26 protein-coding genes are annotated in these 21,441 nt (G+C 46.4%); 14 read left to right on the top strand and 12 right to left on the bottom strand.

All coding sequences use genetic code 11. The features are described 5' to 3' along the window. Window positions 1-20 precede the first annotated feature (20 nt). The 5 genes from V1501_RS17630 to V1501_RS17610 all read right to left on the bottom strand — a co-directional run bounded on the left by V1501_RS17630 (window position 21) and on the right by V1501_RS17610 (window position 3,855). On the bottom strand, window positions 21-281 hold the full coding sequence (locus V1501_RS17630; protein ID WP_409290144.1) for a sporulation protein: 261 nt from the start codon (window positions 279-281) through the stop codon (window positions 21-23). Window positions 282-355: 74 nt separating this feature from the next. Next, window positions 356-715, bottom strand: coding sequence for a P-II family nitrogen regulator (locus tag V1501_RS17625; RefSeq protein WP_409290142.1), 360 nt, complete (start codon window positions 713-715; stop codon window positions 356-358). 12 nt (window positions 716-727) lie between these two features. After that, window positions 728-1,951 carry an ammonium transporter gene (locus V1501_RS17620; protein ID WP_409290140.1) on the bottom strand — a complete coding sequence of 408 codons (1,224 nt, stop codon included), beginning with the start codon at window positions 1,949-1,951 and terminating at the stop codon, window positions 728-730. 171 nt (window positions 1,952-2,122) lie between these two features. Next, complete coding sequence (locus V1501_RS17615) at window positions 2,123-3,136, bottom strand: M23 family metallopeptidase (protein ID WP_409290139.1); 1,014 nt, start codon at window positions 3,134-3,136, stop codon at window positions 2,123-2,125. 68 nt (window positions 3,137-3,204) lie between these two features. Continuing rightward, window positions 3,205-3,855, bottom strand: coding sequence for a YhcN/YlaJ family sporulation lipoprotein (locus tag V1501_RS17610; RefSeq protein WP_409290137.1), 651 nt, complete (start codon window positions 3,853-3,855; stop codon window positions 3,205-3,207). Between the two features lie 116 nt (window positions 3,856-3,971). On the opposite strand from V1501_RS17610, the gene V1501_RS17605 reads away from it, so the two are divergent. Further along, window positions 3,972-4,247 carry a YutD family protein gene (locus tag V1501_RS17605; protein ID WP_409290135.1) on the top strand — a complete coding sequence of 92 codons (276 nt, stop codon included), beginning with the start codon at window positions 3,972-3,974 and terminating at the stop codon, window positions 4,245-4,247. A gap of 134 nt (window positions 4,248-4,381) precedes the next feature. On the opposite strand, the gene V1501_RS17600 is transcribed toward V1501_RS17605, so the two are convergent. After that, complete coding sequence (locus tag V1501_RS17600) at window positions 4,382-4,669, bottom strand: cytosolic protein (RefSeq protein WP_409290133.1); 288 nt, start codon at window positions 4,667-4,669, stop codon at window positions 4,382-4,384. 55 nt (window positions 4,670-4,724) lie between these two features. Next, on the bottom strand, window positions 4,725-4,991 hold the full coding sequence (locus tag V1501_RS17595; RefSeq protein ID WP_409290131.1) for a DUF3055 domain-containing protein: 267 nt from the start codon (window positions 4,989-4,991) through the stop codon (window positions 4,725-4,727). Between the two features lie 314 nt (window positions 4,992-5,305). On the opposite strand from V1501_RS17595, the gene V1501_RS17590 reads away from it, so the two are divergent. The 4 genes from V1501_RS17590 to V1501_RS17575 all read left to right on the top strand — a co-directional run bounded on the left by V1501_RS17590 (window position 5,306) and on the right by V1501_RS17575 (window position 8,881). After that, entirely contained in the window at window positions 5,306-6,433 is a 1,128-nt protein-coding gene (locus tag V1501_RS17590) for an EAL domain-containing protein (protein WP_409290129.1), read from the top strand. Window positions 6,434-6,501: 68 nt separating this feature from the next. Beyond that, complete coding sequence (locus V1501_RS17585) at window positions 6,502-6,954, top strand: DUF86 domain-containing protein (RefSeq protein WP_409290127.1); 453 nt, start codon at window positions 6,502-6,504, stop codon at window positions 6,952-6,954. Window positions 6,955-7,128: 174 nt separating this feature from the next. Next, a complete protein-coding gene (locus V1501_RS17580) occupies window positions 7,129-7,896 on the top strand; it encodes a TIGR01457 family HAD-type hydrolase (RefSeq protein ID WP_409290125.1) in 768 nt (255 codons plus the stop codon). Between the two features lie 109 nt (window positions 7,897-8,005). Then, window positions 8,006-8,881 carry an NAD-dependent epimerase/dehydratase family protein gene (locus tag V1501_RS17575; protein WP_409290123.1) on the top strand — a complete coding sequence of 292 codons (876 nt, stop codon included), beginning with the start codon at window positions 8,006-8,008 and terminating at the stop codon, window positions 8,879-8,881. Window positions 8,882-8,925: 44 nt separating this feature from the next. Here the strand turns inward: V1501_RS17575 and V1501_RS17570 are convergent, their stop codons facing one another. Continuing rightward, window positions 8,926-9,423 (bottom strand): phosphatidylglycerophosphatase A, encoded by a 498-nt coding sequence (locus V1501_RS17570; protein WP_409290121.1) that lies wholly within the window; start codon window positions 9,421-9,423, stop codon window positions 8,926-8,928. A 139-nt stretch (window positions 9,424-9,562) separates the two neighbouring features. Here V1501_RS17570 and yutH point away from each other — a divergent pair, with 139 nt between their 5' ends. From yutH to thrB, 5 genes are all read left to right on the top strand, one after another. Continuing rightward, window positions 9,563-10,564 (top strand): spore coat putative kinase YutH, encoded by a 1,002-nt coding sequence (gene yutH, locus V1501_RS17565; RefSeq protein ID WP_409290119.1) that lies wholly within the window; start codon window positions 9,563-9,565, stop codon window positions 10,562-10,564. A gap of 76 nt (window positions 10,565-10,640) precedes the next feature. Further along, window positions 10,641-11,609, top strand: a complete 969-nt coding sequence (locus tag V1501_RS17560; protein ID WP_409290117.1) for a 2-hydroxyacid dehydrogenase — start codon at window positions 10,641-10,643, stop codon at window positions 11,607-11,609. Window positions 11,610-11,976: 367 nt separating this feature from the next. After that, complete coding sequence (locus V1501_RS17555; RefSeq protein WP_409290115.1) at window positions 11,977-13,275, top strand: homoserine dehydrogenase; 1,299 nt, start codon at window positions 11,977-11,979, stop codon at window positions 13,273-13,275. Further along, window positions 13,272-14,330, top strand: a complete 1,059-nt coding sequence (gene thrC, locus V1501_RS17550) for a threonine synthase (protein ID WP_409290113.1) — start codon at window positions 13,272-13,274, stop codon at window positions 14,328-14,330. The genes V1501_RS17555 and thrC overlap by 4 nt, the downstream gene beginning before the upstream one ends. Beyond that, window positions 14,330-15,259 carry a homoserine kinase gene (gene thrB, locus V1501_RS17545; protein ID WP_409290111.1) on the top strand — a complete coding sequence of 310 codons (930 nt, stop codon included), beginning with the start codon at window positions 14,330-14,332 and terminating at the stop codon, window positions 15,257-15,259. Before thrC ends, thrB begins: the two co-directional genes overlap by 1 nt. 86 nt (window positions 15,260-15,345) lie before the next feature. Here the strand turns inward: thrB and V1501_RS17540 are convergent, their stop codons facing one another. Next, window positions 15,346-15,582, bottom strand: coding sequence for a NifU family protein (locus V1501_RS17540; RefSeq protein ID WP_409290109.1), 237 nt, complete (start codon window positions 15,580-15,582; stop codon window positions 15,346-15,348). A 210-nt stretch (window positions 15,583-15,792) separates the two neighbouring features. Between V1501_RS17540 and V1501_RS17535 the strand changes: the two genes are divergently transcribed. Continuing rightward, complete coding sequence (locus V1501_RS17535) at window positions 15,793-16,134, top strand: YuzD family protein (RefSeq protein ID WP_409290108.1); 342 nt, start codon at window positions 15,793-15,795, stop codon at window positions 16,132-16,134. A gap of 63 nt (window positions 16,135-16,197) precedes the next feature. Here the strand turns inward: V1501_RS17535 and V1501_RS17530 are convergent, their stop codons facing one another. Then, complete coding sequence (locus tag V1501_RS17530; protein WP_409290106.1) at window positions 16,198-17,265, bottom strand: NAD(P)/FAD-dependent oxidoreductase; 1,068 nt, start codon at window positions 17,263-17,265, stop codon at window positions 16,198-16,200. A gap of 370 nt (window positions 17,266-17,635) precedes the next feature. On the opposite strand from V1501_RS17530, the gene V1501_RS17525 reads away from it, so the two are divergent. Next, window positions 17,636-17,872 (top strand): YuzB family protein, encoded by a 237-nt coding sequence (locus V1501_RS17525; protein ID WP_409290104.1) that lies wholly within the window; start codon window positions 17,636-17,638, stop codon window positions 17,870-17,872. Between the two features lie 39 nt (window positions 17,873-17,911). Here the strand turns inward: V1501_RS17525 and V1501_RS17520 are convergent, their stop codons facing one another. Continuing rightward, window positions 17,912-18,595, bottom strand: a complete 684-nt coding sequence (locus V1501_RS17520; protein WP_409290102.1) for a DUF2225 domain-containing protein — start codon at window positions 18,593-18,595, stop codon at window positions 17,912-17,914. 162 nt (window positions 18,596-18,757) lie between these two features. On the opposite strand from V1501_RS17520, the gene V1501_RS17515 reads away from it, so the two are divergent. Both V1501_RS17515 and V1501_RS17510 read left to right on the top strand, forming a co-directional pair. Next, window positions 18,758-19,120, top strand: a complete 363-nt coding sequence (locus V1501_RS17515) for a HesB/IscA family protein (RefSeq protein WP_409290100.1) — start codon at window positions 18,758-18,760, stop codon at window positions 19,118-19,120. A gap of 312 nt (window positions 19,121-19,432) precedes the next feature. Beyond that, window positions 19,433-20,263 (top strand): methyl-accepting chemotaxis protein, encoded by an 831-nt coding sequence (locus tag V1501_RS17510; RefSeq protein WP_409290098.1) that lies wholly within the window; start codon window positions 19,433-19,435, stop codon window positions 20,261-20,263. A 110-nt stretch (window positions 20,264-20,373) separates the two neighbouring features. Here V1501_RS17510 and V1501_RS17505 read toward each other — a convergent pair whose 3' ends face one another. Continuing rightward, window positions 20,374-21,369 carry an NAD(P)/FAD-dependent oxidoreductase gene (locus V1501_RS17505; protein ID WP_409290096.1) on the bottom strand — a complete coding sequence of 332 codons (996 nt, stop codon included), beginning with the start codon at window positions 21,367-21,369 and terminating at the stop codon, window positions 20,374-20,376. Window positions 21,370-21,441 lie beyond the last annotated feature (72 nt).

The raw sequence follows: 21,441 nt of genomic DNA, 5'->3' as shown, positions 1-21,441 counted from the left end.
AAAGGCCAGCCTCTTATGCGTTAATAAGTGAACAGCAGCTCGTATACCTTATTCAGCTGCCTGGATCTTTCAAAATCGCCTTCCTGTTTTGAATAATGGATCGCTTCTGAAAGAATCTGGTTCAGATAGTCATTTTCCTCTGCTGTCAACGCATCGACAAATGTCTCCTCTGATGAAAATCTGTCCGAGGATACGATATGGTAAAGCCGGTCGCCCACGGCATCTCCTGAATCGGTATGTCCAGAAAGAATTTCCCGAAGATAAGCTAGCGATTGCTCCATGTTCTTCACTCCTTTAGGATGTCTTCTTTTATTGTGTGTAACAGAAGAGGGAACATACTCGAGAAAAATAGGGTTTACCGGTCATTCTGCAGGGCTGCGCACGACTCTTCCCCAGTCCTGATTTTTATGGCATTGGCTATCTCATAGATGAATATCTTGCCGTCACCGGGCTTGCCGGTGTGGCAGATCTTTCTTGCGGCTTCCACTACAGCTTCTACTGGCACTTTGCACACTACGATCTCTACTTTTATCCGCTCAATCATATTAATTTCCCGTTTGATGCCCCGGTAATTTTCTGTTAATCCTTTTTGGAGGCCGCAGCCGAGGGCGCTGGTTACGGTAAGCCCGCTTACATCTATCTTTGCTAATTCCTGCTTTAGTGCTTCGAACTTGGAAGGGCGGGTAATGATTTCTATCTTAGTAAGCTTATCCACTACTATCAGCTCCTATAAATTTGATTCGTGATAGGCCCTCTCACCGTGGAGGGTAAGGTCCAGCCCAATGGATTCTTCTTCTTCGTTGACCCGGACCGGCATCACAAGGTGGATCCCTTTGATGATAATGAAGGTTACGAGAGCAACAAATATATAGGTCGCCCCTATTCCGGCCAGCTGTTTGAAAAGAAGGGCGGCGTTTCCATAAAATACACCGTCAGCACCCGCTTCGTTCACACTTGTTGTGGCGAACAGTCCGGTCGCAATGCCTCCCCATGTGCCTCCAATCCCATGAAGGCCAAAGGCATCGAGAGTATCGTCATACCCAAGCTTTTTCTTGAGGGAGAAAACACCCCAGAAGCAAACCGCTCCTCCGATCAATCCAATGATGATGGACGAAGCTGTCGTTACAAATCCGCATGCAGGTGTGATGGCCACAAGTCCCGAAATGGCGCCTGATATTGATCCGAGCATGGTGGGCTTCTTATTTGCCTTCCATTCAACCAGCAGCCAGCCGATGATTCCCGCCGCCGCTGCCGCCGCCGTATTAATAAACACTGTCATCGCAATCTCATTTAAAGTCAAGGCGCTCCCTACATTGAATCCGTACCACCCAAACCATATCAGTGATCCGCCCAGGACTGTCAACGGCAGATTATGGGGGGTGCTCGTTTCGGATTCTTTCCTCTTCCCAAGGTATATAGCCAGGACCAGCCCGGTCACTCCAGATGAAATATGAACCACGTTTCCTCCTGCAAAATCAAGTGCCCCAAGTTCCCGCAGCCAGCCCCCGACTCCCCATACCCAGTGTGCTACGGGTGCGTAGGCAAGGAGAGACCAGAGGACAGTAAAGGTTATGAATGCCGAAAACTTCATCCTTTCTGCTACAGCCCCTGAAATGAGGGCAGTCGTCAAAACAGCAAAGGTGAGCTGAAACATCATGAACAAGCTGTGCGGTATCGTCTCGCTATAATCAGCATTAGGTTTAAAATCCACGCCATTCAAACCGAACCAGTCGAAGTTTCCGACTATGGCATTTCCACCCGGTGAAAAGGATAAAGAATAACCTGCGGTAATCCAGATGATCGTCACCACGGCCATCGTAATATAGCTGTGCATGGCGGTGCTTAATACATTCTTGCTCCTTACCATCCCTCCGTAAAATAAAGCAATGCCTGGCGTCATAAGCCAGACGAGGAGAGTGCAAAAGAACATAAAAACGGAATCATTCAGCATGGTCATTTCCCCTTTTTTGTTATGTTATGTTTTATAACATACATTTGTTATATTTCTTATCTTAATTAGCTTGATGGAAAAATTCAAGTACAAATTACCAAAAAAGACAGAATATTTTTTTACTAATGTTATAAAACCTAACATAATTAATAAAACTCCCAAAAGGGAGTTTTATTGGTGGTGTATTCTTTTTTCCTGAATTTCTCTTCTTTCCCATACCCTAAGCAGTGGATAGGGATCAAAGGCCCATTCCAGCCGGCCGTTGTCTTTATAGAGTCCATAGTGCAGATGAGGCGGGAATTTTCCTGATGTGCCCGGGGGGCCGTACCCGGTGGAGCCGACCCCGCCGATGAGTGTGCCGGGCTCGACGATCTGGCCTGCCTGCAAGCCTTTTGCAAAGCCGTTGAGGTGGGCAAAATAGTGATAAGTATTATTGATATCACGGATGCCGATCCTCCAGCCGCCAAATTTGTTCCAGCCTTTCATTTCAATGATTCCATAGCATGTAGAACGGACAGGAAGTCCATAATCCGCAAAAATATCGGTGCCTTCATGCGATCTTCTGCCTCCCCATCCCCGGGCTGATCCCCATGTACTTCTGTATGTGTAATGGGTCCTGACTGGCACGGGAAAAGCCTTCTTATTGAGATTGACCGTTCCATAAGCCTTAAACAGTCTGGCATTTCCCATGATGATCCCGACTGCTTTGTCGCGGCGGTAATAATTCCAGAGCCCGATCCTGAAATTCCCCTCGTCATTTCCATATTTAAGCAGGTAGGAAGCCATGGCATACAGGAGATCTTCGTCCCGTTTTATACTTGCTTTTCCATCCCCGTTTCCATCTGCACCTAAGCCGCCCCAGAAACTGATGGATGCAGGGTTTTGATCCCAGGGGTCCGGATTCATGATCCCTGCCCAGCTGCCCGGTTCTATTCTCATTCCAACCGGTCCCTGTGAGTCAGGAAGATCGCGGCGGGAATTCCTCACACTGTGTTCATACTGGTCGACGGCGGCAATAAAATACCATGGGATATTAGCTGTGGTTTCAATATACTCATACAGGGCCATCCGCGTTTTGGTTTTCTGTTCATCAGGAGCAATGGCAGCTGAGGCCGCTCCAGGAAGGTATATAAAACAAAAGGCGATAACCCCTGATATCCATACATATAAATAGCGCACTTCCATACTCCTTTACTTTGAAATCATGGGGTTAGTTTGCATCCCTTTGTTTAATAAATGACTGGTAAATCACTCTAATCTTCCTTGGAGCCGGCATTCATGTCAGCTTTTGTCTCGCCATTTGCATTTTCGCCGGGAATGACTGTCTTACCCTGCGGAGATCTTTTCATTTGAACGATGGTTTTTTGAAGCATATAGTTAATATCATCTGTGTGGGTGTTCAAATCGGCAAAGTTCTCAATGTTCTGCATCAAACCGGGATTGTCCGTCACGTAAACATGGAAATAGCGGGGGAGGACAGACATGGCCGTCCGTTTTACTTGGTCGGCTGCTTCCTCACGATTCTCGCTGCCGGTCTTATAGGCAATAAGTGCTTCTTCATCGGTTACAAGGGTTGCTGCCTCATCGATCTGAGGATTCTGAACGGCCAGACGGGTAATGATGTCAGCCAGCTGCTCCCTGTCCAGGCGGATACGATCCTTGCTGCCGACGGTCTCCCCGTTCACGACCGTCCGGCTCAAGCGTACAAAGCCGAAATCCCGGCTTGATTTATCGTTATTATGATTGTCGACATTATAATTTTGATTGATGTTCTTTGTCTCATTAGTACGGGATGTATTCTTAAATGGATTATCATTGTTTCCATTGTCCAGGTTTCCTCTTGAGGAACAGGCAGAAAGGATTAATAGCAAGCCCAGACAAAGTGCTGATAAGGATTTTTTCATCCTGGCACCTCCTTTCCAATAGATTGACCAGATTTTAATAAAATTCGTTTAGAAATTGGTGGAGAATAAGTTATAATTTTGTTAATAGGCTTTACGATAAGAGGTGACGTACAATAATGATAGAAATAAACAATTCCGTATATGAGCTGGTGGACGAAAGAAGCGACGGATTCAATGAAGAGGCGTTCCGGTCCCGTTATAGTGAAATTTTAAATAAATATGACTATATCCTTGGTGACTGGGGTTATGGTCAGCTCAGGCTGAAAGGCTTCTTTGACGACCAAAACCAAAAAGCAGCTTTCGATACGAAAATCAGCACCTTATCTGAGTATCTTTATGAATACTGCAACTTTGGCTGTCCATATTTTGTAGTAAAAAAAATTAAGAAGTGAGGAAGAAGCATCCCTGTCCATGAAGCGGACAGGTTTTTTTGCCTTTGTGACCCCTTCAAACAGCCATCCTTCAGGTTCTATAAATCAAAAAATGAGGGTGCCCCAAAATAATTTTTGAGACACCCTGTATAAGCCTAACTATTTCCAGTCCCGGTGTATGGCGGCTGCTCGCTGCGGTTCTTATCATCATGCGGAGGATGGGATGGATCAATTTTCCGCTGCATACCTTCATGAAGTGTTTTGTTTTCATAGTTGAAGGCACTGTAGAAACGCTGGCCTTCTCTCCATTCGCTGCTTTTGTTTTGAACTGGTTCATCTTCATGAAATGGCGCTCCGTAGGGACCTTCAGGAAATTCTTCTGCTGTGAGATAATTCATGGTTTTCTCAACATTTGCGAAGTCCAGTTCTTTTCTTTCGGGCATAATCGGCCTCCTTAATTGGGATGCCTTTAGGGTTACCCATTATACGGGGTTTGAACTAGACGATTTCTTCCAAAAATGAATGGAGCTCGGCCGCTTCATCCTCAGATAGCTGGAATATATGTTCCAAGTAGCCTTCCTCAGCAAGATCATCACTGCCAATGATGGCGAACCTGCTGCTCTGAAGGTCAAGTACCAGCTGTTTGCCATAAAAGCGGCTGGTTGTAATGATTGCCAGATCAAACCGGCTGTTCTCGCCGGCAAAGCTTACAAATCTTGTCTTTGCCTCTATTGTGTCATCATATAAAAAAAAACGGCTGTCCAAGGGAATTCCTCCTCTTTTTCCTTTCATTTTATCAGACAGAAGCACCCAGTGTATAATGGGTCGAGGTTTTTCACTTCTGGGTACTTCTTCGATTGGATTGTGATAAAATGACTATATAACTTCTGTGTTCAGTGAAAGGAATGGGCATTTTGACTCAAATACACACGCGGTTTATAAAGAGTATAGGAAAATGGATAAAGATATTTTTTCCCCATTCAACCCTGCGCTTTTATCCGCCTCAGTTTATTCTGAGGGATACCCTGGTTTCCTCGGCTAAAAGGGCATTCAGGCATGGGAGTGAAGTGGGTGTTATTGTGTTCAATATTAAAAATCGAAGGCAGATTGCCGAGGAGCTGGGAGAGGAGCGGTTCGGAGAATACCTTCTATTTCTTAAAGCATCGTTTGCTGAGGTCATAAAGATGAATATCTTAAGGCAAGACATTTTGGCTGTCCATGATTATAATAGTGATGGAATCACATTAATTCTTAAAATGAATTCACAGAAACAGGTCCTGGATGATATAGATGCTGCTGCAAGTCTGGTGCTCGAAAAGGCTCAGGCTGCACTTGAAGCGGCTTTTCCTGATGTTAGCGCACAGTTCGACTCTGGGTATATGTTCGTTGAGAAAAACGCATTTACTGTATCAGACGCACTCTCACGGGCCCATAGACAGGCTGGGGCGATGGCGGAACAAAAAATTCATACAGAATTCAATCAAATGCTGTTCCAGATGGGCCGAATCGTTGAAAAAAAGGATATACGTCTGCTCTCACAGCCAATAATAGATGTAGCATCCCAGCGGATTAAGGCCCATGAAATCCTGACGAGGGGGCCAAGGGGCACCATGCTTGAAAGCCCTCTTGCCCTGTTTACAGTGGCCAGGCAGACGAACCGCCTGTATGACCTGGAAATGATTGTGCTGGAAAAATCTTTTGAACATATTTCCTCTGGGGAGGATCCTCTTGACGTATTTATAAATTTCACTCCTGTTACCCTTGGCAGCTCGCGGTTTGTAAAGGATATGATGGGGCTTCTGGACAAATATAAAAAAGTTTCCCCCGTCCGGATCGTGATTGAAGTGACGGAAAGAGATAATATTGATGAAATTGCCGGCCTTCCGGGAAATATCAAGGAATTGAAGGAATTAGGCTTCAGGATAGCGGTGGATGATACGGGGGCAGGCTATGCAAGCCTTCATACTATAAGTGAAATCATGCCGGACATCATAAAAATCGACCGTACGGTTATTCGGGATATCCATCATAATACAGTAAAGGAGTCCATGCTGAAAGGCCTTTTGCTGATTGCGAGGGAAGCGGGCTCGGTTGTGGTTGCCGAAGGTATTGAAACTGAAGAAGAGGCGAGCGTGCTGACGAGGAACAAGGTGGACCTGGCACAGGGCTATTTCTATGCAAAGCCGGCCAAAATGGCCCATGCCTGATGCCTTAATCATTTACTGTAAGCGGTTCCTGCATCTTTAAGAACGACATACAGAAAGGAGCATTTACATTGTATTTCGTAGATCGTGAAAAAATTGAACAGACACTCCGCTTTCTAGAAAACCAGATAAACATGTTCGAGGAAGTATCAGAGGGTGGACATGCAGCCGCAGGATCCATAAAGGCCTATGCGGCTCAAAGGGTATCCCAGACGATGATTGATGCTGTCCTTGATGTCGGCAATGCCATGATCGACGGATTCATTATGAGGGATCCAGGAAGCTTTGAAGATATCATCGATATATTGGAGGATGAAGCCGTTTTGGATTCCGGCATGGCACAATCATTCAGGATGACCATCCCGCTCCGCAAGATGCTCATCCAGGATTATGTACTGCTGTCCCAGGAGGAACTCATGTCGGGAATGCAGCAGGCTATGCCGGCATATAAAACGTTTCCCGGGAACATCAGGGATTACCTGCTGAATGAACTCGGCCCGGTCTCTGCTTTTAAAAACGAATAAATTCCTTGCAAGCCTGCAGACTATGTTCAGCAGGCTTGTTCTTTAGAGGTGTATTTTGTAAAGGCTGGCTATATGATGTCTTATGCCCAGGGCGAGTCAGGACGAACTCTTAGCACTATTGGCACCGTTTATGTTAACTTGGATAAGCAGATTATATAAGGAGGTCTTTTCCAGTTGAAGGAATACAAAGGCTATTTAATTGATTTGGATGGAACCATATACCGGGGGACAGAAGTTATTGAAGAAGCGGGCGATTTTATTTCCCAGCTCAGGAAGAAAGGAATTCCCTATTTATTTGTGACAAACAATTCTTCGCGGACACCCGGGCAGGTCGCCCAGAAGCTCCGCGACTTTGACATACCGGCCAAGGATCACCAGGTCTTCACGACCAGTATGGCCACTGCCAATTTTATTCATGAAAAAAAGTCGGGGGCTTCCGTCTATGTAATAGGGGAGGAAGGGATTCGGAATGCGCTTGAAGAAAAGGGCTTTACATTTGAGGAGGACAATCCCGACTTTGTCGTAATGGGGATCGACCGCGGCATCACATATGAAAAACTGGCAGCAGCGTGTCTTGCGGTCCGGAAAGGCGCCTTCTTTATTTCTACAAATGCAGATATTGCGCTTCCCACAGAACGGGGCTTTCTGCCGGGGAACGGCTCACTGACTTCCGTTGTGGCCGTATCGACCGGGATTAAGCCGACATTCATCGGAAAGCCGGAATCCATTATAGTGGATCAGGCCCTGAAGGTGCTTGGGACGAAGAAGGAAGAAACCATTATGGTCGGAGATTATTATGATACAGATATATTGGCAGGCATCAACTCTGGAATTGATACCCTTCTTGTGCATACAGGTGTAACTACGCCAGAGCTGTTGAAAAACTACGAAGTAAAGCCTACTTATACAGTGAATACCCTGGATTTATGGAAGTTTGCTTAAAGCCTGGGCAGCCCTTATACAGGGGCTGCTATTTTTTTTCGCCGGATAATTGACAGGGAATTTACAACCATGACATAGTAGTAAGAAAAATGGTTATCAGGAGGCAGTAATGACAAAGGTATTAGTTTTGGGCGGCACACGCTTTTTCGGGAAGAAGCTGGTATCCATGCTGCTTGATGAAGGCAGCGAGGTCACGATTGTTACTAGAGGCATCACGGAAGATTCCTTTGGGGACAGGGTCAAAAGGATCAGGGCAGACAGGACCATCCCGGAGGAGCTGGAAAAGGCTGCGGCAGGAAACGTTTATGATATTATTTATGACAATATTTGTTATACAGACACGGACGCGCTTGAAGCATCCCGAATTTTTGAAGGCAGGGTGAAGAAGTATATCTTCACGTCCTCACTGTCTGTTTATGAATTTGGGCCGGAACAGAAAAAGGAACAGGATTTTGATCCGTATTCGTATAAATTGGAGCCGGCAGATGAAGACAGTATAACTTACGGAGAAGGGAAAAGGCGGGCGGAGGCTGTGTTCTATCAGCAGGCACGTTTTCCGGTAAATGCTGTGCGATTTCCTATTGTCCTTGGGCCGGATGATTACACAAAGAGGCTTCATTTCCATATAGAAAATATAAAGAAGGATATGGCAATCGGAGTGCCGAACAGGGAAGCCTTGATCTCGTTCATACATTCGGACGAAGCTGCCCGTTTTCTCCTCTGGCTTGGGAAGAGCGGTCTGGAAGGCCCGGTAAATGCCTGTTCAGACGGTGAGATATCCCTCAGCACACTATTTGACCTGCTGGAGGAAGCGACAGGGAAGGAAGCATTGATTCAGCCTATAACCAAAGAGGAACAGATGTCTCCTTTTGGGATAAGTGAATCCTGGTATATGGATAATTCAAAGGCGAAGAATGCCGGATTTGAATTTGATGACCTTCATGAGTGGCTGCCTGCCTTGATTGGAGAACTCAGCAAGGATTAATCTTTTAGGGGAGATGGCCGAATGTGGGCCTCTCCCTTTTTTGGTCAGGAAGTGCCGGCAGAACGGTGGGCCAGCCGGCTTGAGGCGGCGGCAGCGATGGCCCCGACGATATCATCGAGAAAAGTGTGGCACTTTCCTGAGCTTTTATCATTCAATTGCTTTAGTATTAATGGTTTTTGTTTATCTATAAATCCATAATTGGTGAATCCAATGGATCCATAAACATTAACGATAGAAAATGCAAGGATTTCATCGACTCCGTAAAGTCCTTCATCACTTTCTATGATGGATTGCAGAGGGTGGTCCAGCAGTTTTTTTTCCGCCAGAGTATCAAGCTGTATCCCAGTTAATATCGCATTCTGCACTTCTCGTTTGCTTAGAACCCGCTCGACATTATGCATGCAGTCTGCCATCTGCAGATTGGGATGATACTTGCTCTGCAGGTACATGACGAGTTCGGCGATATCCTTAATGGTGATGCCTCGTTCCTCAAGCCATTTACGTGCCGTCCTTTCGGTAAATCCCATTTTATTTTCAGTCATAGAAAGCCGCCTCTCCATTCAATTTTCCCCTGATTCACAGGGGTAGAAAGATATCAATATCTAAACCCCTGATTCATATATATGTGTTAGGGAGGGATGATAGTCCGGCCGTATAGTCCAATGCATGAGGAGGCATACCATGTTCGAAGAAGCGATTTATGATAATTATGGCATATATATGGAAAGGCAGGAGTCGCTGGGACGCTATTCTGCTTTCAGATTTGGGAACCGATTGTTCAGCATTATTCCCCTTCAGGAAATTAAAGAGGATGAACTGAAGGAAAGGCAGCAAATGTCACAGCATCTAATTGATAGCGGCGATAAATATGTTTCCTCCTTTGTAATGTCAAAGCACGAGACATACATATCCGCTGCAGGCGATCAGATTTTCTTGCTGCTGATGAACTCGGCCCTTGAGGAGCCGAGGGAAAATAAGCTTGGCAAAAAGCTTGCCCGGTTTCATGCGAGGGGGCGGACCTATCCCTCAGGGGTCAAGGTGTGTTCAAGGATCGGCAAGTGGAAGGAAATGTGGGAGGGAAGAATTGATGGATTAGAGGCAGTATGGAGGGAAAAGCTGCAGGCTCATCCCAGTAATGAGTTTGAAAAGCTGTTTGTAGAATCTTTCCCTTACTATATGTCCATTGGAGAAAACGCCATTCAATATCTTGTTGACACCGAAATCGATGACAGTCCGGGTGAGGCGGATTATGGCACAGTCTGTCATGAGCGTTTTCAAAAGGACACATGGACAGGGAGGTATCTGGTGAAGAATCCGTTTGACTGGGTGTTTGATCATGGTACGCGGGATATTGCAGAATGGGTAAGGCAGCATCACCTCGATAATCCGCATACGTATCAGCAGGGAATCAGACAATTTACAGCGGATTATCAGAGCTCTTCAAGATTCTCGAGCTTTACAGCCAGGCTCCTGTATGCACGGCTTATCTTTCCTATCCATTATTATGAGACGATAGAAGATTATTTTCTTACACGGGATGAGGGAAAGCAAAAAGAACTGGAGAAATCTTTAAAGCATATGCTTCAGAATACAGGTCTGCATGAGGCATTTTTGCAGAGCTTTTATGACGCAGCAGGAATTCCGGAAAAGTATCTCAAGCTGCCCAGGCTTGACTGGCTGTAGTCATGAAAAGGAATGCGGGCTGTGCAGCTGTGCTATGATGGAAGCGTAAAGCATTTTTATATAAGAGGTGTAAGAGATGGAAACAAAGCCTTATATCTACATTACTAGGAAACTTCCTGAAGAAAGCATTCGTAACCTGTACAGCCGCTTCCATGTTTCAATGTGGGAATCAGAAACGGAGTCTGCACCGCGTGATGTGCTGCTTGAGGAGGCGGGAAAGGCGGATGCACTGCTTACCATGCTCTCAGACAGAATGGACCGTGAAGTGATGGAGGAAGGTAAGAATCTTAAGGTCATCGCCAATCTTGCTGTCGGCTATGACAATATCGATTTATCAGCGGCGAAGGAAATGGGGATAACAGTCTGCAATACTCCAGATGTATTGACCGATACGACAGCTGACTTAGCTTTCGGGCTCATGCTTGCCGCTGCCAGGAGGATTAATGAAGCCGCACATTATGTAAAAGAAGGAAACTGGAAGGGCTGGAGCCCCCTCCTGCTTGCTGGATACGACGTTCATCATAAAACGATAGGGATAGTCGGCATGGGTAAAATCGGCCAGTCAGTCGCCAGGAGAGCAAGAGGCTTTGACATGGATATTCTATACCATAACCGTACCAGGAACGAAAAAGCTGAACATGAGCTGGGAGCACGGTATTCAAGCTTCCGCGAGCTGATAGAAAAGGCCGACTTTATCGTTTGTCTTACGCCGCTCACACCGGAGACAAAGGGGCTGTTTACCGCAGACAGCTTTAAGAAAATGAAAAAGACAGCAGTTTTTGTTAATGCTTCAAGGGGGCAGGTTGTGGATGAGAAGGCATTATATGATGCCCTGACGGCCGGAGAGATAGCTGCCGCCGGATTGGATGTTTTTGAGCAGGAACCCATCTCTGCCGACCATCCGCTGCTGGAGCTTGATAATGTCACAGCCATTCCGCATATCGGCAGTTCATCGGTTGAAACCCGCATGACCATGATGGCGTTATGTGCCCGGAATATTGAAGCCGTCCTTACAGGAGAAGACCCGGCAACTCCAGTTGGGTAAAACATGATTTTGAGGCAGGTCCATAAAGAAGCTGATCTCCGACAGCCAATCCGGCTGTCCGGGTATCAGGCACTTGGACAGGCCTTTTTTTTTTTGGGAAAGGGACAGAGGTGCATGAAACATGAGCTTCCCCGCCCCGCTCTGCCGTCGTATTCCTTCTCTTGCATGGTTACATGGGATCGGATAGAAAACTAATTTTCCATTTTAATTTTTTTATTAGTTTAAATTTTCTATTAAATGCTTGTAAGTAAGCGGTTTCAGCTTGTATAGTTGAGTTCTTACTATTGTCATAAGTCTATATATTCTTTATAATGTCTTTTATGGATAAACAAATGTTCTTTTTGGGAGAACAAAAGGGGGAAGCGGAATGGATGCTATTTCAATCGGGCTGTTGGGGCTTGGGACTGTGGGAAGCGGTGTAGTCAAGATCATTGAAAATCACCAGGATAAGCTTATGCATCAAATCGGCTGCCCTGTACAGGTCAAGAAAGTATTGGTAAAAGACTTGAAAAAGGAAAGGCATGTTCAAGTCGATGAGGGTCTGTTAACGCTAAATCCAGATGAAATCCTTGAAAATCCTGAAATAGATGTTGTGGTCGAGGTGATGGGGGGCATTGAGGAAACCAAAGGATACCTCATGCGTGCCTTGAAAAACAAAAAACATGTTGTAACGGCGAATAAAGATCTAATGGCTCTCCATAGCCGTGAATTGCTAACAGAAGCAACAGCCAACCGCTGTGACTTGTTCTATGAAGCGAGCGTTGCGGGCGGAATCCCGATTCTCAGGAGCCTGGCAGAAGGCCTGGCTTCTGACCGGATTACAAAAATGATGGGAATCGTAAATGGCACCACCAACTTTATCCTTACCAAAATGAACAGATATGGAAGTCCGTATGGCGAGGTGCTTAAAGAGGCGCAGGATCTCGGTTTTGCAGAAGCAGATCCAAAAGCTGATGTCGAGGGCCTGGATGCAGCCAGGAAAATGGCCATTCTGTCCACTTTAGGATTTTCTATGCCAATCGACCTTTCAGATGTAAAGGTTGAGGGTATCACACGGATAACGGAAGAAGATATAAGCTATAGTAAAAAGCTCGGCTATGTTATGAAACTGATTGGCATCGCTTCAAGGAATGGAGATAAAGTGGAGGTGAGTGTCCAGCCTGCCCTGGTTGCGGAAGCCCACCCTCTTGCTTCAGTGAGCGATGAATACAATGCCGTCTATGTTTACGGAGAGGCCGTGGGGGAAACGATGTTCTACGGCCCCGGGGCAGGCAGCCTTCCAACCGCTACGGCTGTGGTTTCGGATGTAGTGGAAGTGATGAAGAATATGCGCCTTGGTGTGACGGGGAATAGCGCAGTCTCGCCGCAGTTCAAAAAGTCACTGAAATCACCGGCCGAAATAAAGGCAAAGTACTTTGTGAGGCTCCATGTAAAGGATGAAGTAGGGGTATTTGCCAATATCACCTCCATCTTTTCGGAACATGGGGTAAGTTTTGAAAAAATTCTTCAGATGCCAATCAGGGAAAAGGAAGTGGCTGAAATTGTAGTGATCACCCACAATGCGACACAGCAGGGCATTGAAGACATCCTCCAAAAATTGAAGGACAACAGCATGGTCTGGGATGTTAAGAGTACTTACCGAGTGGAAGGAGATCGAATCGTATGAGCTGGAAAGGATTGTTGAAAGAATATAAGGAGTTCCTGCCTGTAACCGGCCATACACCGGACCTTACACTTCATGAGGGAAACACGCCTCTCATCCATTGCAGCAGACTTTCAGAAGAGCTCGGAATAGAGCTTCATGTGAAGTATGAGGGAGCCAATCCTACAGGATCATTCAAGGACAGAGGTATGGTGGTGGCTGTTGCAAAAGCAATCGAGTCAGGAAGTGATGCCATCATCTGTGCTTCGACCGGCAATACTTCGGCTGCAGCCGCTGCTTATGCGGCAAGAGCCGGGATCAGATGTATTGTGGTAATCCCTGATGGCAAGATTGCACTGGGCAAGCTGGCACAGGCCATTATGTATGGAGCTGAGATTGTGGCTATCGAAGGGAACTTTGACCAGGCACTTAGGCTTGTTCGGAATATCAGTGAGTCCCATCCGGTTTCCCTGGTTAATTCAGTCAATCCATACAGACTGGAAGGCCAGAAGACGGCAGCCTTTGAAATATGCGATGCTCTGGGTGCCGCACCCGACATTCTCGCCATCCCGGTCGGAAATGCGGGTAATATTTCAGCTTACTGGAAGGGATTCAAGGAGTATCAGGAACGGAAGGGAACAGGCAGACCGGAAATGAGAGGCTTTGAAGCTGAAGGAGCTGCAGCACTTGTGCATAACCGGGTGTTTGAAAACCCTGAGACGATTGCAACAGCCATCCGGATCGGCAATCCTGCAAGCTGGGACCTGGCTTTGGAGGCTGCCGCGGACTCTGGAGGCAGGATAGATGAAGTCTCCGATCTTGAAATTCTGGAGGCCTACAGGCTGCTGGCGCAAAAAGAAGGTATCTTTGCAGAGCCTGCTTCCTGTGCCTCTATAGCAGGAATTATCAAGCAGCTTAAGACAGGAGAAATCCAAAAGGGAGCAAAAATAGCGGCTGTTCTGACAGGCAATGGTTTGAAAGATCCTTCCTCTGCAATGGAGTACAACGAAATCAAGCCTGTTTTGCTTGCCGGGGAGGAACAGGCCATTGTAAACCATATCTTTGGTGTGGTCCGCTGATGGCAGGTCTAATTTATCAAATCAAAGTGCCGGCAAGCACAGCCAACCTTGGGCCCGGCTTTGATTCCATCGGTCTTGCCCTTGGATTGTACCTGGAGGTAGAGGCACAAAAGGCTGAAGCATGGGAGGTCCTCCCGCTTTCTGCCGGCCTGGAAGTGTTCCCAAAAGATGAGTCGCATTATATCTGCAGGGTGGCCTTGGAGACCGCTCAGGAGTACGGAGTTACTCTCCCGCCCTGCCGCCTCCTTGTAAAGAGTGAGATACCGCTGACAAGAGGTCTTGGAAGCAGCGCCTCAGCCATTGTTGCAGGTGTTGAGCTCGCAGATTCAGTTGGCGGCCTGAACCTGAGCAGAGAAGATAAGATGCGCATCTCCTCCCGTTTTGAAGGACACCCGGACAACGCCGGCGCCTCCGTCTGCGGCGGTCTTGTGGTCGGTGTCCACAACGGAGTGGATACAGAACTTCTGAGCATCCAGCTTGAAGGAGTCAGTGCCATTGCTGTAATCCCGCAGTATGATCTGCCTACGGATGAATCCCGGCAGGTCCTCCCTGATAATCTGCCATTTCGGGCAGCGATCGAAGCAAGCGCGGTAGCCAATACATTTCTCGCTGCCCTGCTGACGAGGAATTATTCACTCGCCGGCAGGATGATGGGAGCGGATTTATTTCATCAGCCATACCGCAGGCAGCTCGTGCCTCACTTGGAAGAGGTAGAGAGAGCAGCTCTGAAGGCAGGGGCTATTGGAACAGCCCTCAGCGGAGCAGGCCCGACAGTCATCTGCCTTGTTGAGAAGTATAAAGCGCAAAGTGCAGTCTCAGAACTGAAATCAGCTTTTCCGGCTTGTGAGGTTTTATTGCTGGAAATTGACCATGACGGTAGCCAGGTTAAATACAAAAATGCAACGGTCAGCCAGGCCGATCGCCTTTAAGGATGTATAGGGGGCTCTTCCCGTCTTTCAGCTAAAAAAAACGGCCGTCCCGCATCGGGACAGCCGCTTTATTATTTAGGCTTTTATTAAAATACTTGTTCAACTTCCACAATTCCTGGAACCTCTTCAAGCAGTGCACGTTCAATACCTGCTTTAAGGGTAATGGTGGAACTTGGGCAGCTTCCGCATGCGCCCAGCAAGCGTAATTTAACAATTCCGTCCTCAACGTCTACAAGTTCGCAGTCCCCGCCGTCACGAAGAAGAAACGGACGAAGCTTATCAAGCACCTCTTGAACCTGTTCAGTGACCTGTTCTTCAGACATACCAATCCACTCCTTTCCTACCACTATTATAATCACATTACCTGCAAAAAGCTATCCGAAAATCCGGGTGAATGCCTCAAAAAGGCAAAATAACTTTATCTGCAGCAAATGGATACGCTACAATAGAAAATGAAAAGAAATCCGTCAAAATAAATATGGAATCCCGCTGCCGTCCGGCTTCGGGACAAATTGCGAACAGGAGGTTGAAATATGAACAAAGAAGTGGAAATCCAAGTGTATGGTGCCGAGATACTCTGCCCCAGCTGCGTGAACCTTCCATCATCAAAAGAAACATATGAATGGCTCCAGGCAGCTTTATCCAGGAAATTCCCCGACCAGCCGTTCCAGGTAAGCTACATCGATATCCATCACCCTCCTGAAGATCCATATAAGAGAAGATTTGCCCAGAGGGTGATTGACGAAGATATGTTTTATCCGGTTGTGGTGCTGAATTCAGAAGTCGTGGGTGAAGGAAATCCCCGGCTGAAAACCATCGCTTCCGAAATGGAGAAATACGGCTATAGTGAGAAGAAAGAGCAGGAATCTGTTTAGATTTCTAAAAAATATAACGAAAAGACCCGCAGCTTGCGGGTCTTTTTCATAAATTAATAGAAATCAAGTGTTATGTCGCTTATACATCCAGAGTATCCCTGATTTGATGAGCCTGGCGACGCGACCGGTGATCGGGGTGTCATTGACCAGCCCAAAACCGTGTTTGCTGCCAAGGGAGCCCATTGTGCCTTTCAGCTTGATCTCCGGCATGGTTTCCGGCAGCGGCTTTCCTGCCCATTTCTTTTTTAGTATTTCTGCGATCTGTTCTGCCTGTTCCTCAGCAAGCTGTGCGCTAGGGGAAAGGGGTAGGCTTGCGCAGTCTCCCACTACAAATACATCCTCATATCCAGGGATGAAGTGCTGCGGAGTCAGGACGACCCTGCCCTGCCGGTCCTTTTCTACCGGAAGGTCCCGGACTATTTTACTCGGCTGAACTCCGGCGGTCCAGACAATTGCGTCAAATGGTATGGGTTCATCATGATTGAAAAGAGTTTTTTCTTCAACATTCGTGATGTTGGCTCTGTTGATGATCTCGACATTATGCCTTGTGAACCAATTTTGTACATATTTGCTCAGCCGCTCAGAAAAGGCTGAGAGGATATGTTCGCCGCGGTCGAAGAGGACGATCGTCAGATCAGGGCGGCTTTCATTCAGCTCGCTGGCAAGCTCCACACCGCTCAGGCCGGCACCTACTATGCCGACTCTTGAACCGGGAGCGAGGTTGCTCAGGGTGTGATAGGTATGCCTGGATTTACCAATGGTCTGGATGCTGAGGGTGTGTACATCTGCACCTGGTACGTTGTGATACTTATCCTCACAGCCAAGCCCTATAACCAGGTCGTCATAGGCAATGGGCTCTGTGCCCTTTAGATACACTTTCTTTTCCTCCAGGCTGATTTCAATGACTTCTCCATAATGGATATTCAGACGCTCATGCTCCGGGAAGGATACACGCACATCATGATCGGAAATGGTTCCAGCGGCTAATGCGTAATATTCAGTTTTCAGACAGTGATAAGGAGAACGGTCAATTAAAGTGATGGCTGTATCTTCAGGCAGGTGGTGCGGGAGAAGTCTTTGAAGAATCCTCATACCGCCATAGCCTCCGCCGAGTATTACTAAGTTTTTCATGTTCATTAACCCCTTTTGCCTCAATATAGCTCCTGACTTTTATAAAAGCGCTTACCTTGCATATGCAGAGTCAATATATCAAATTGAAACCGGATGCAGTCATATTAATAGAAAAAATCATTTGAAAGGTTCATAATGTTATATTTAAATACCATTAAAAGTATAGCGAAATTAGAAGTAAATCACAATAGAATTATGTAATTACACGAATTTGAATGCAGTGGGAATGACTGGGCTGCTTTCTTTAGGCAGGCTCTGCCGGCCCTATATTTCTAGTACCCAGAAAGCCGCCGGGAAAACTCTTTCATTCAGCCGGGGGAATTGACTCTTCGGAAAAGAGGTAGGATAATCAATATAGTGAGGTGAAAGCATGAAGCCTATTATAGAATTCTGCATCAGCAATCTGGCAAGCGGCTCACAGGAGGCTCTGGAGAAATTGGAAAGAGACCCTGATCTTGATATTGTGGAGTACGGCTGCCTGGGATACTGCGGCAAGTGTGCCAGCAGTCATTTTGCATTGGTTAATGGCGATGTGGTCCAGGGTGATACACCCGGCGAACTCGTTGATAATATATATATTTATCTGGAAGAAAACCCTATGTTCTAAAAAAGCCAAAAGGAAATCCCCTGCAGGATTTCCTTTTTCTTATACGGACTTCAGCTCTCTGATGGAAGCCCATCCTTCCTTGGCAAGCTCTATGATCCCGGTCTCTGCCGTCTGTCTCTGCCGTTCAATGACCTTTGAATAATACCGGGCTGCTTTTGAAAGCTCTCCGGTCCTCCTGGACAGGTCAGCAATCAAATAGTAAATCCTGATTTCCGACATTTTAGTGCCCTTGAAGTCATCAGCCATATAAGAACTCTCGTATTCATGGGCAGCGAGTTTCATGAAACGGTTCTCCTGACCTTCGTTTGTCCCGCGGAAAAGCCAGGCAGTCCGCAGGTAAATGCCGGCCATCGTCACATGCTTCTCCTGTTTTAAGCCCCCGCAGTAGGCAGCAAGCTTGTATGCCTTTACACCCTCGCTGATTGTTCTCATGCCGCCAAGATCCTGGGGGACCCACTGGTCTGCCACCTTATCGAGGAGAACCTGCTTTGTCCCCGGCGGGAAGTAAGGGGAAAAATCATCTGAAAAAGAATACCCGCAATGTGTGCATACGGCAATATTATATAACAATGGATTTACTTCCGGGTTGGAATAAATGGGCTGGAAGTCTGTCTCGAACCTGAGCACTCCAATGAACTTTGAACGGGTCTTTAGTGATTGAAAGGTTTTTCCGCATAACGGGCATGTCAGGTTACGAGGGAAGTACGGCGAAAGAGTTTCCATTCACATCACATCCTTTGCTTGTTAGGTATATATACTTATTATAAAGGTCCTATAAAAAAATGCTATGTCTTTAACAAAATTATCTAAAGCACAAGGTTTTGCACCATATTTTTAATGGGATATACTATAATAAGTAAATGATCAAAAAAAGGAGGGAATACAATGAGTGAATTAGTTACCCTTACTGAAGCTGCAGCTCTCCATGTCAAGGACATGATGAAACACAATGACGAAGAGGGAGCCTATCTGCGCGTATCTGTCAACGGCGGCGGATGCAGCGGCCTTTCTTACGGAATGGGATTTGCCCATGAAATAGAAGCTTCCGATACAAAACTGGAACAGCATGGCCTTACCCTGCTGATAGATACTGAAAGTGCACCGATTCTTAACGGGACGGTCATTGACTATAAGGAATCTCTTATGGGCGGAGGATTTACAATAGAAAATCCGAATGCCATCGCTGCCTGCGGCTGTGGTTCATCATTCCGAACTGCTGTGAATGCGGGGAAGCCGGAAGAGTGCTAAGAATTACAGAATCAACCGGGAATAGTGACAGATATGGATTGTAATTGTCCAGAAGTCCTGAAAATGTGAACCGGAAAGTTTTATAATGCCTTCTCGATTGTCATTCTTTTAGAGGTGACCAGTCGAGAGGGTATTTTTATTCCCGAAAGATAGCAGGGCCGGTTCGTGCAGGAATTACTGGGCAGGGAATCTTATCGTTTGTGTTGATCGAAGCAGTTTTAGAAAAAAAACTAAGAAAAATAATAAAAATATGAAGATAGTAGGAAAAAAGTGCTAGAATAAAAGTACTAATTTTTCGAAAAGGGTGTAAATATGACAAAAATTAACCGGCTTGATGATACCCTGTCCGCTTTCAGTCAAATGATCCCGCTTGTCCAATCCATGCTTCCGGATGTATCGATAGGTTTGACCAATACGGAAGAATGGCTGATATATTTACCAGGCAGGAAAATCAATATAGGAGTAAAGCCAGGCAGGAAGATCAACTCGGATGAGCCCCTGGCTGGCTGCATCAAGAATAATATTCGGATAGAAGAAGAGATTTCGGAAGAATTCTTTGGAGTGCCTTTCACAGGACTGGCAGAGCCGATTCTGCAGGATGGAAAAGTAATTGGGGCTCTTGCGATACAATTGGAGAAGCAGAATGAAAGGGCCCTGAGGGATATTTCGGAGCAGATTGCCGGCTCCATATCACAGGCGAACGTTCGTATAACAGCTATTTCAAATGGTGCTGAAAACTTGGAGGAAATAACCAATAAACTTTTAGCACAATCCAGCCAGGCTGCAAAAGAAGTACATAATACCGATGAAGTTCTTACATTCATAAAACGCATTGCCGATCAGACGAATCTGCTGGGCTTAAATGCCGCGATTGAAGCTGCAAGGGCAGGGGATAAGGGAGCAGGATTCGGCGTGGTCGCGAACGAAATCAGGAAGCTGTCCCATGAGACCTTATCTTCCACAGAAAAGATCCGTTCTACGTTGAGCAGTATCCGGAAATCCATGGCAGAAATTACCGATTCAATCGACAAGGTAGTCATGGTCGGGAGCGAACAGGCAGCATCCACCGAGGTAATCTCAGATTTCATTGGAAAGATTGAGGCCATGAGCCTCGAACTGAAAAAGTACGCTTCGAATTTATAGTTTGCGGCGCCTCCTGCCTTCAAACGGTTAAGGGGGCGCTTTTTCAATTCATACTGCAGGCAGCAGGCATTTTCGCAAAAAAAAAGCCGCCTGTCTGGCGGCTTTGATCTTTATGAGAATAAGGATGTGCTGTGAAGCGGCTGGACACGCGCTTTAGGATCGATATAAGCCTTGGCATTATTGACGGCTGTCGGTGCTTCACCGAATCCCGTAGCAATGAGCTTGGCCTTGCCGTCATATGTGCAGATATCACCTGCAGCATAGATGCCCGGGATATTGGTTTCCATTTTAGAATTCACTACAATGGAGTTTTTTTCGATCTCAAGCTCCCATTCCTTAATCGGTCCGAGTGAGGAAACAAAGCCGTAGTTTACAATAACGGCGTCCACATCGATCACTTCTTTCTCTTCGCCCTTAGCGCTCTCTACGATCACCTGTTTTATGCCATTCTCATCACCGATGATTTCCGAAGGAATGTAAGGAGTCATGACCTCTACCTTGGAATTCATCAGATTTTCCACGCTGTGCTCGTGGGCACGGAACTTATCTCTTCTGTGAATGATCGTCACCTTTTCGGCGATGGGTTCGAGCATTAGCGCCCAGTCAACGGCAGAATCACCGCCGCCGAAGACCACAACCTTCTGGCCGGCAAATTTATTGAGGTCATCAATGAAATAATGGAGATTTTTGCTCTCATACTCACGTGCATTCTCAAGTTCCAGCCTGCGCGGCTGGAATGCGCCGTTCCCGGCTGTGATGATAATGGTTTTGGTATAGTGGATCTCATTGTTGGTTGTTATCTTGAAAATACCGTCCGCTTGTTTTTCCACCTTTTCAACTGCCTGTTCGAGGCAGACTTCAGGTTCAAACTTTGCCATCTGTTCCTTCAGGTTGTCCACCAGTTCCTGGGCCCGAACCTTTGGGAATCCCGCTACATCATAGATATACTTTTCCGGATAGAGGGCTGATAACTGTCCGCCAAGCTGTGGAAGGCTTTCTATAATTTTAACGGAAGCCTGGCGCATCCCGCCGTAAAAAGCCGTGAAAAGCCCGGTTGGCCCGCCTCCAATGATCGTTATGTCAAATACAGTTTCGTTCTCTTTCACACATTAACCCCCCAAAGAAATAAAATCTTTTACTATTTTAACACAAAACAATTTTGATAGTCCCGTCACAGC

It is taken from the genome of Paraperibacillus esterisolvens, assembly GCF_046237625.1.
GTDB classification, from domain to species: Bacteria; Bacillota; Bacilli; order Bacillales; family DSM-1321; genus Paraperibacillus; species Paraperibacillus esterisolvens.
Note: the sequence above shows the minus strand (reverse complement) of the source record. Positions and strands in the feature narration are given on the sequence as shown.

What these genes read in the sequence shown, in the direction of transcription:
- V1501_RS17630 (WP_409290144.1), bottom strand. Translation starts at nt 281, where the DNA reads ATGGAGCAATCGCTAGCTTATCTTCGGGAAATTCTTTCTGGACATACC.
- V1501_RS17620 (WP_409290140.1), bottom strand. Translation starts at nt 1,951, where the DNA reads ATGCTGAATGATTCCGTTTTTATGTTCTTTTGCACTCTCCTCGTCTGG.
- V1501_RS17615 (WP_409290139.1), bottom strand. Translation starts at nt 3,136, where the DNA reads ATGGAAGTGCGCTATTTATATGTATGGATATCAGGGGTTATCGCCTTT.
- V1501_RS17610 (WP_409290137.1), bottom strand. Translation starts at nt 3,855, where the DNA reads ATGAAAAAATCCTTATCAGCACTTTGTCTGGGCTTGCTATTAATCCTT.
- V1501_RS17605 (WP_409290135.1), top strand. Translation starts at nt 3,972, where the DNA reads ATGATAGAAATAAACAATTCCGTATATGAGCTGGTGGACGAAAGAAGC.
- V1501_RS17600 (WP_409290133.1), bottom strand. Translation starts at nt 4,669, where the DNA reads ATGCCCGAAAGAAAAGAACTGGACTTCGCAAATGTTGAGAAAACCATG.
- V1501_RS17575 (WP_409290123.1), top strand. Translation starts at nt 8,006, where the DNA reads ATGACAAAGGTATTAGTTTTGGGCGGCACACGCTTTTTCGGGAAGAAG.
- V1501_RS17570 (WP_409290121.1), bottom strand. Translation starts at nt 9,423, where the DNA reads ATGACTGAAAATAAAATGGGATTTACCGAAAGGACGGCACGTAAATGG.
- yutH (WP_409290119.1), top strand. Translation starts at nt 9,563, where the DNA reads ATGTTCGAAGAAGCGATTTATGATAATTATGGCATATATATGGAAAGG.
- V1501_RS17560 (WP_409290117.1), top strand. Translation starts at nt 10,641, where the DNA reads ATGGAAACAAAGCCTTATATCTACATTACTAGGAAACTTCCTGAAGAA.
- V1501_RS17555 (WP_409290115.1), top strand. Translation starts at nt 11,977, where the DNA reads ATGGATGCTATTTCAATCGGGCTGTTGGGGCTTGGGACTGTGGGAAGC.
- thrC (WP_409290113.1), top strand. Translation starts at nt 13,272, where the DNA reads ATGAGCTGGAAAGGATTGTTGAAAGAATATAAGGAGTTCCTGCCTGTA.
- thrB (WP_409290111.1), top strand. Translation starts at nt 14,330, where the DNA reads ATGGCAGGTCTAATTTATCAAATCAAAGTGCCGGCAAGCACAGCCAAC.
- V1501_RS17540 (WP_409290109.1), bottom strand. Translation starts at nt 15,582, where the DNA reads ATGTCTGAAGAACAGGTCACTGAACAGGTTCAAGAGGTGCTTGATAAG.
- V1501_RS17535 (WP_409290108.1), top strand. Translation starts at nt 15,793, where the DNA reads ATGAACAAAGAAGTGGAAATCCAAGTGTATGGTGCCGAGATACTCTGC.
- V1501_RS17530 (WP_409290106.1), bottom strand. Translation starts at nt 17,265, where the DNA reads ATGAAAAACTTAGTAATACTCGGCGGAGGCTATGGCGGTATGAGGATT.
- V1501_RS17525 (WP_409290104.1), top strand. Translation starts at nt 17,636, where the DNA reads ATGAAGCCTATTATAGAATTCTGCATCAGCAATCTGGCAAGCGGCTCA.
- V1501_RS17520 (WP_409290102.1), bottom strand. Translation starts at nt 18,595, where the DNA reads ATGGAAACTCTTTCGCCGTACTTCCCTCGTAACCTGACATGCCCGTTA.
- V1501_RS17515 (WP_409290100.1), top strand. Translation starts at nt 18,758, where the DNA reads ATGAGTGAATTAGTTACCCTTACTGAAGCTGCAGCTCTCCATGTCAAG.
- V1501_RS17510 (WP_409290098.1), top strand. Translation starts at nt 19,433, where the DNA reads ATGACAAAAATTAACCGGCTTGATGATACCCTGTCCGCTTTCAGTCAA.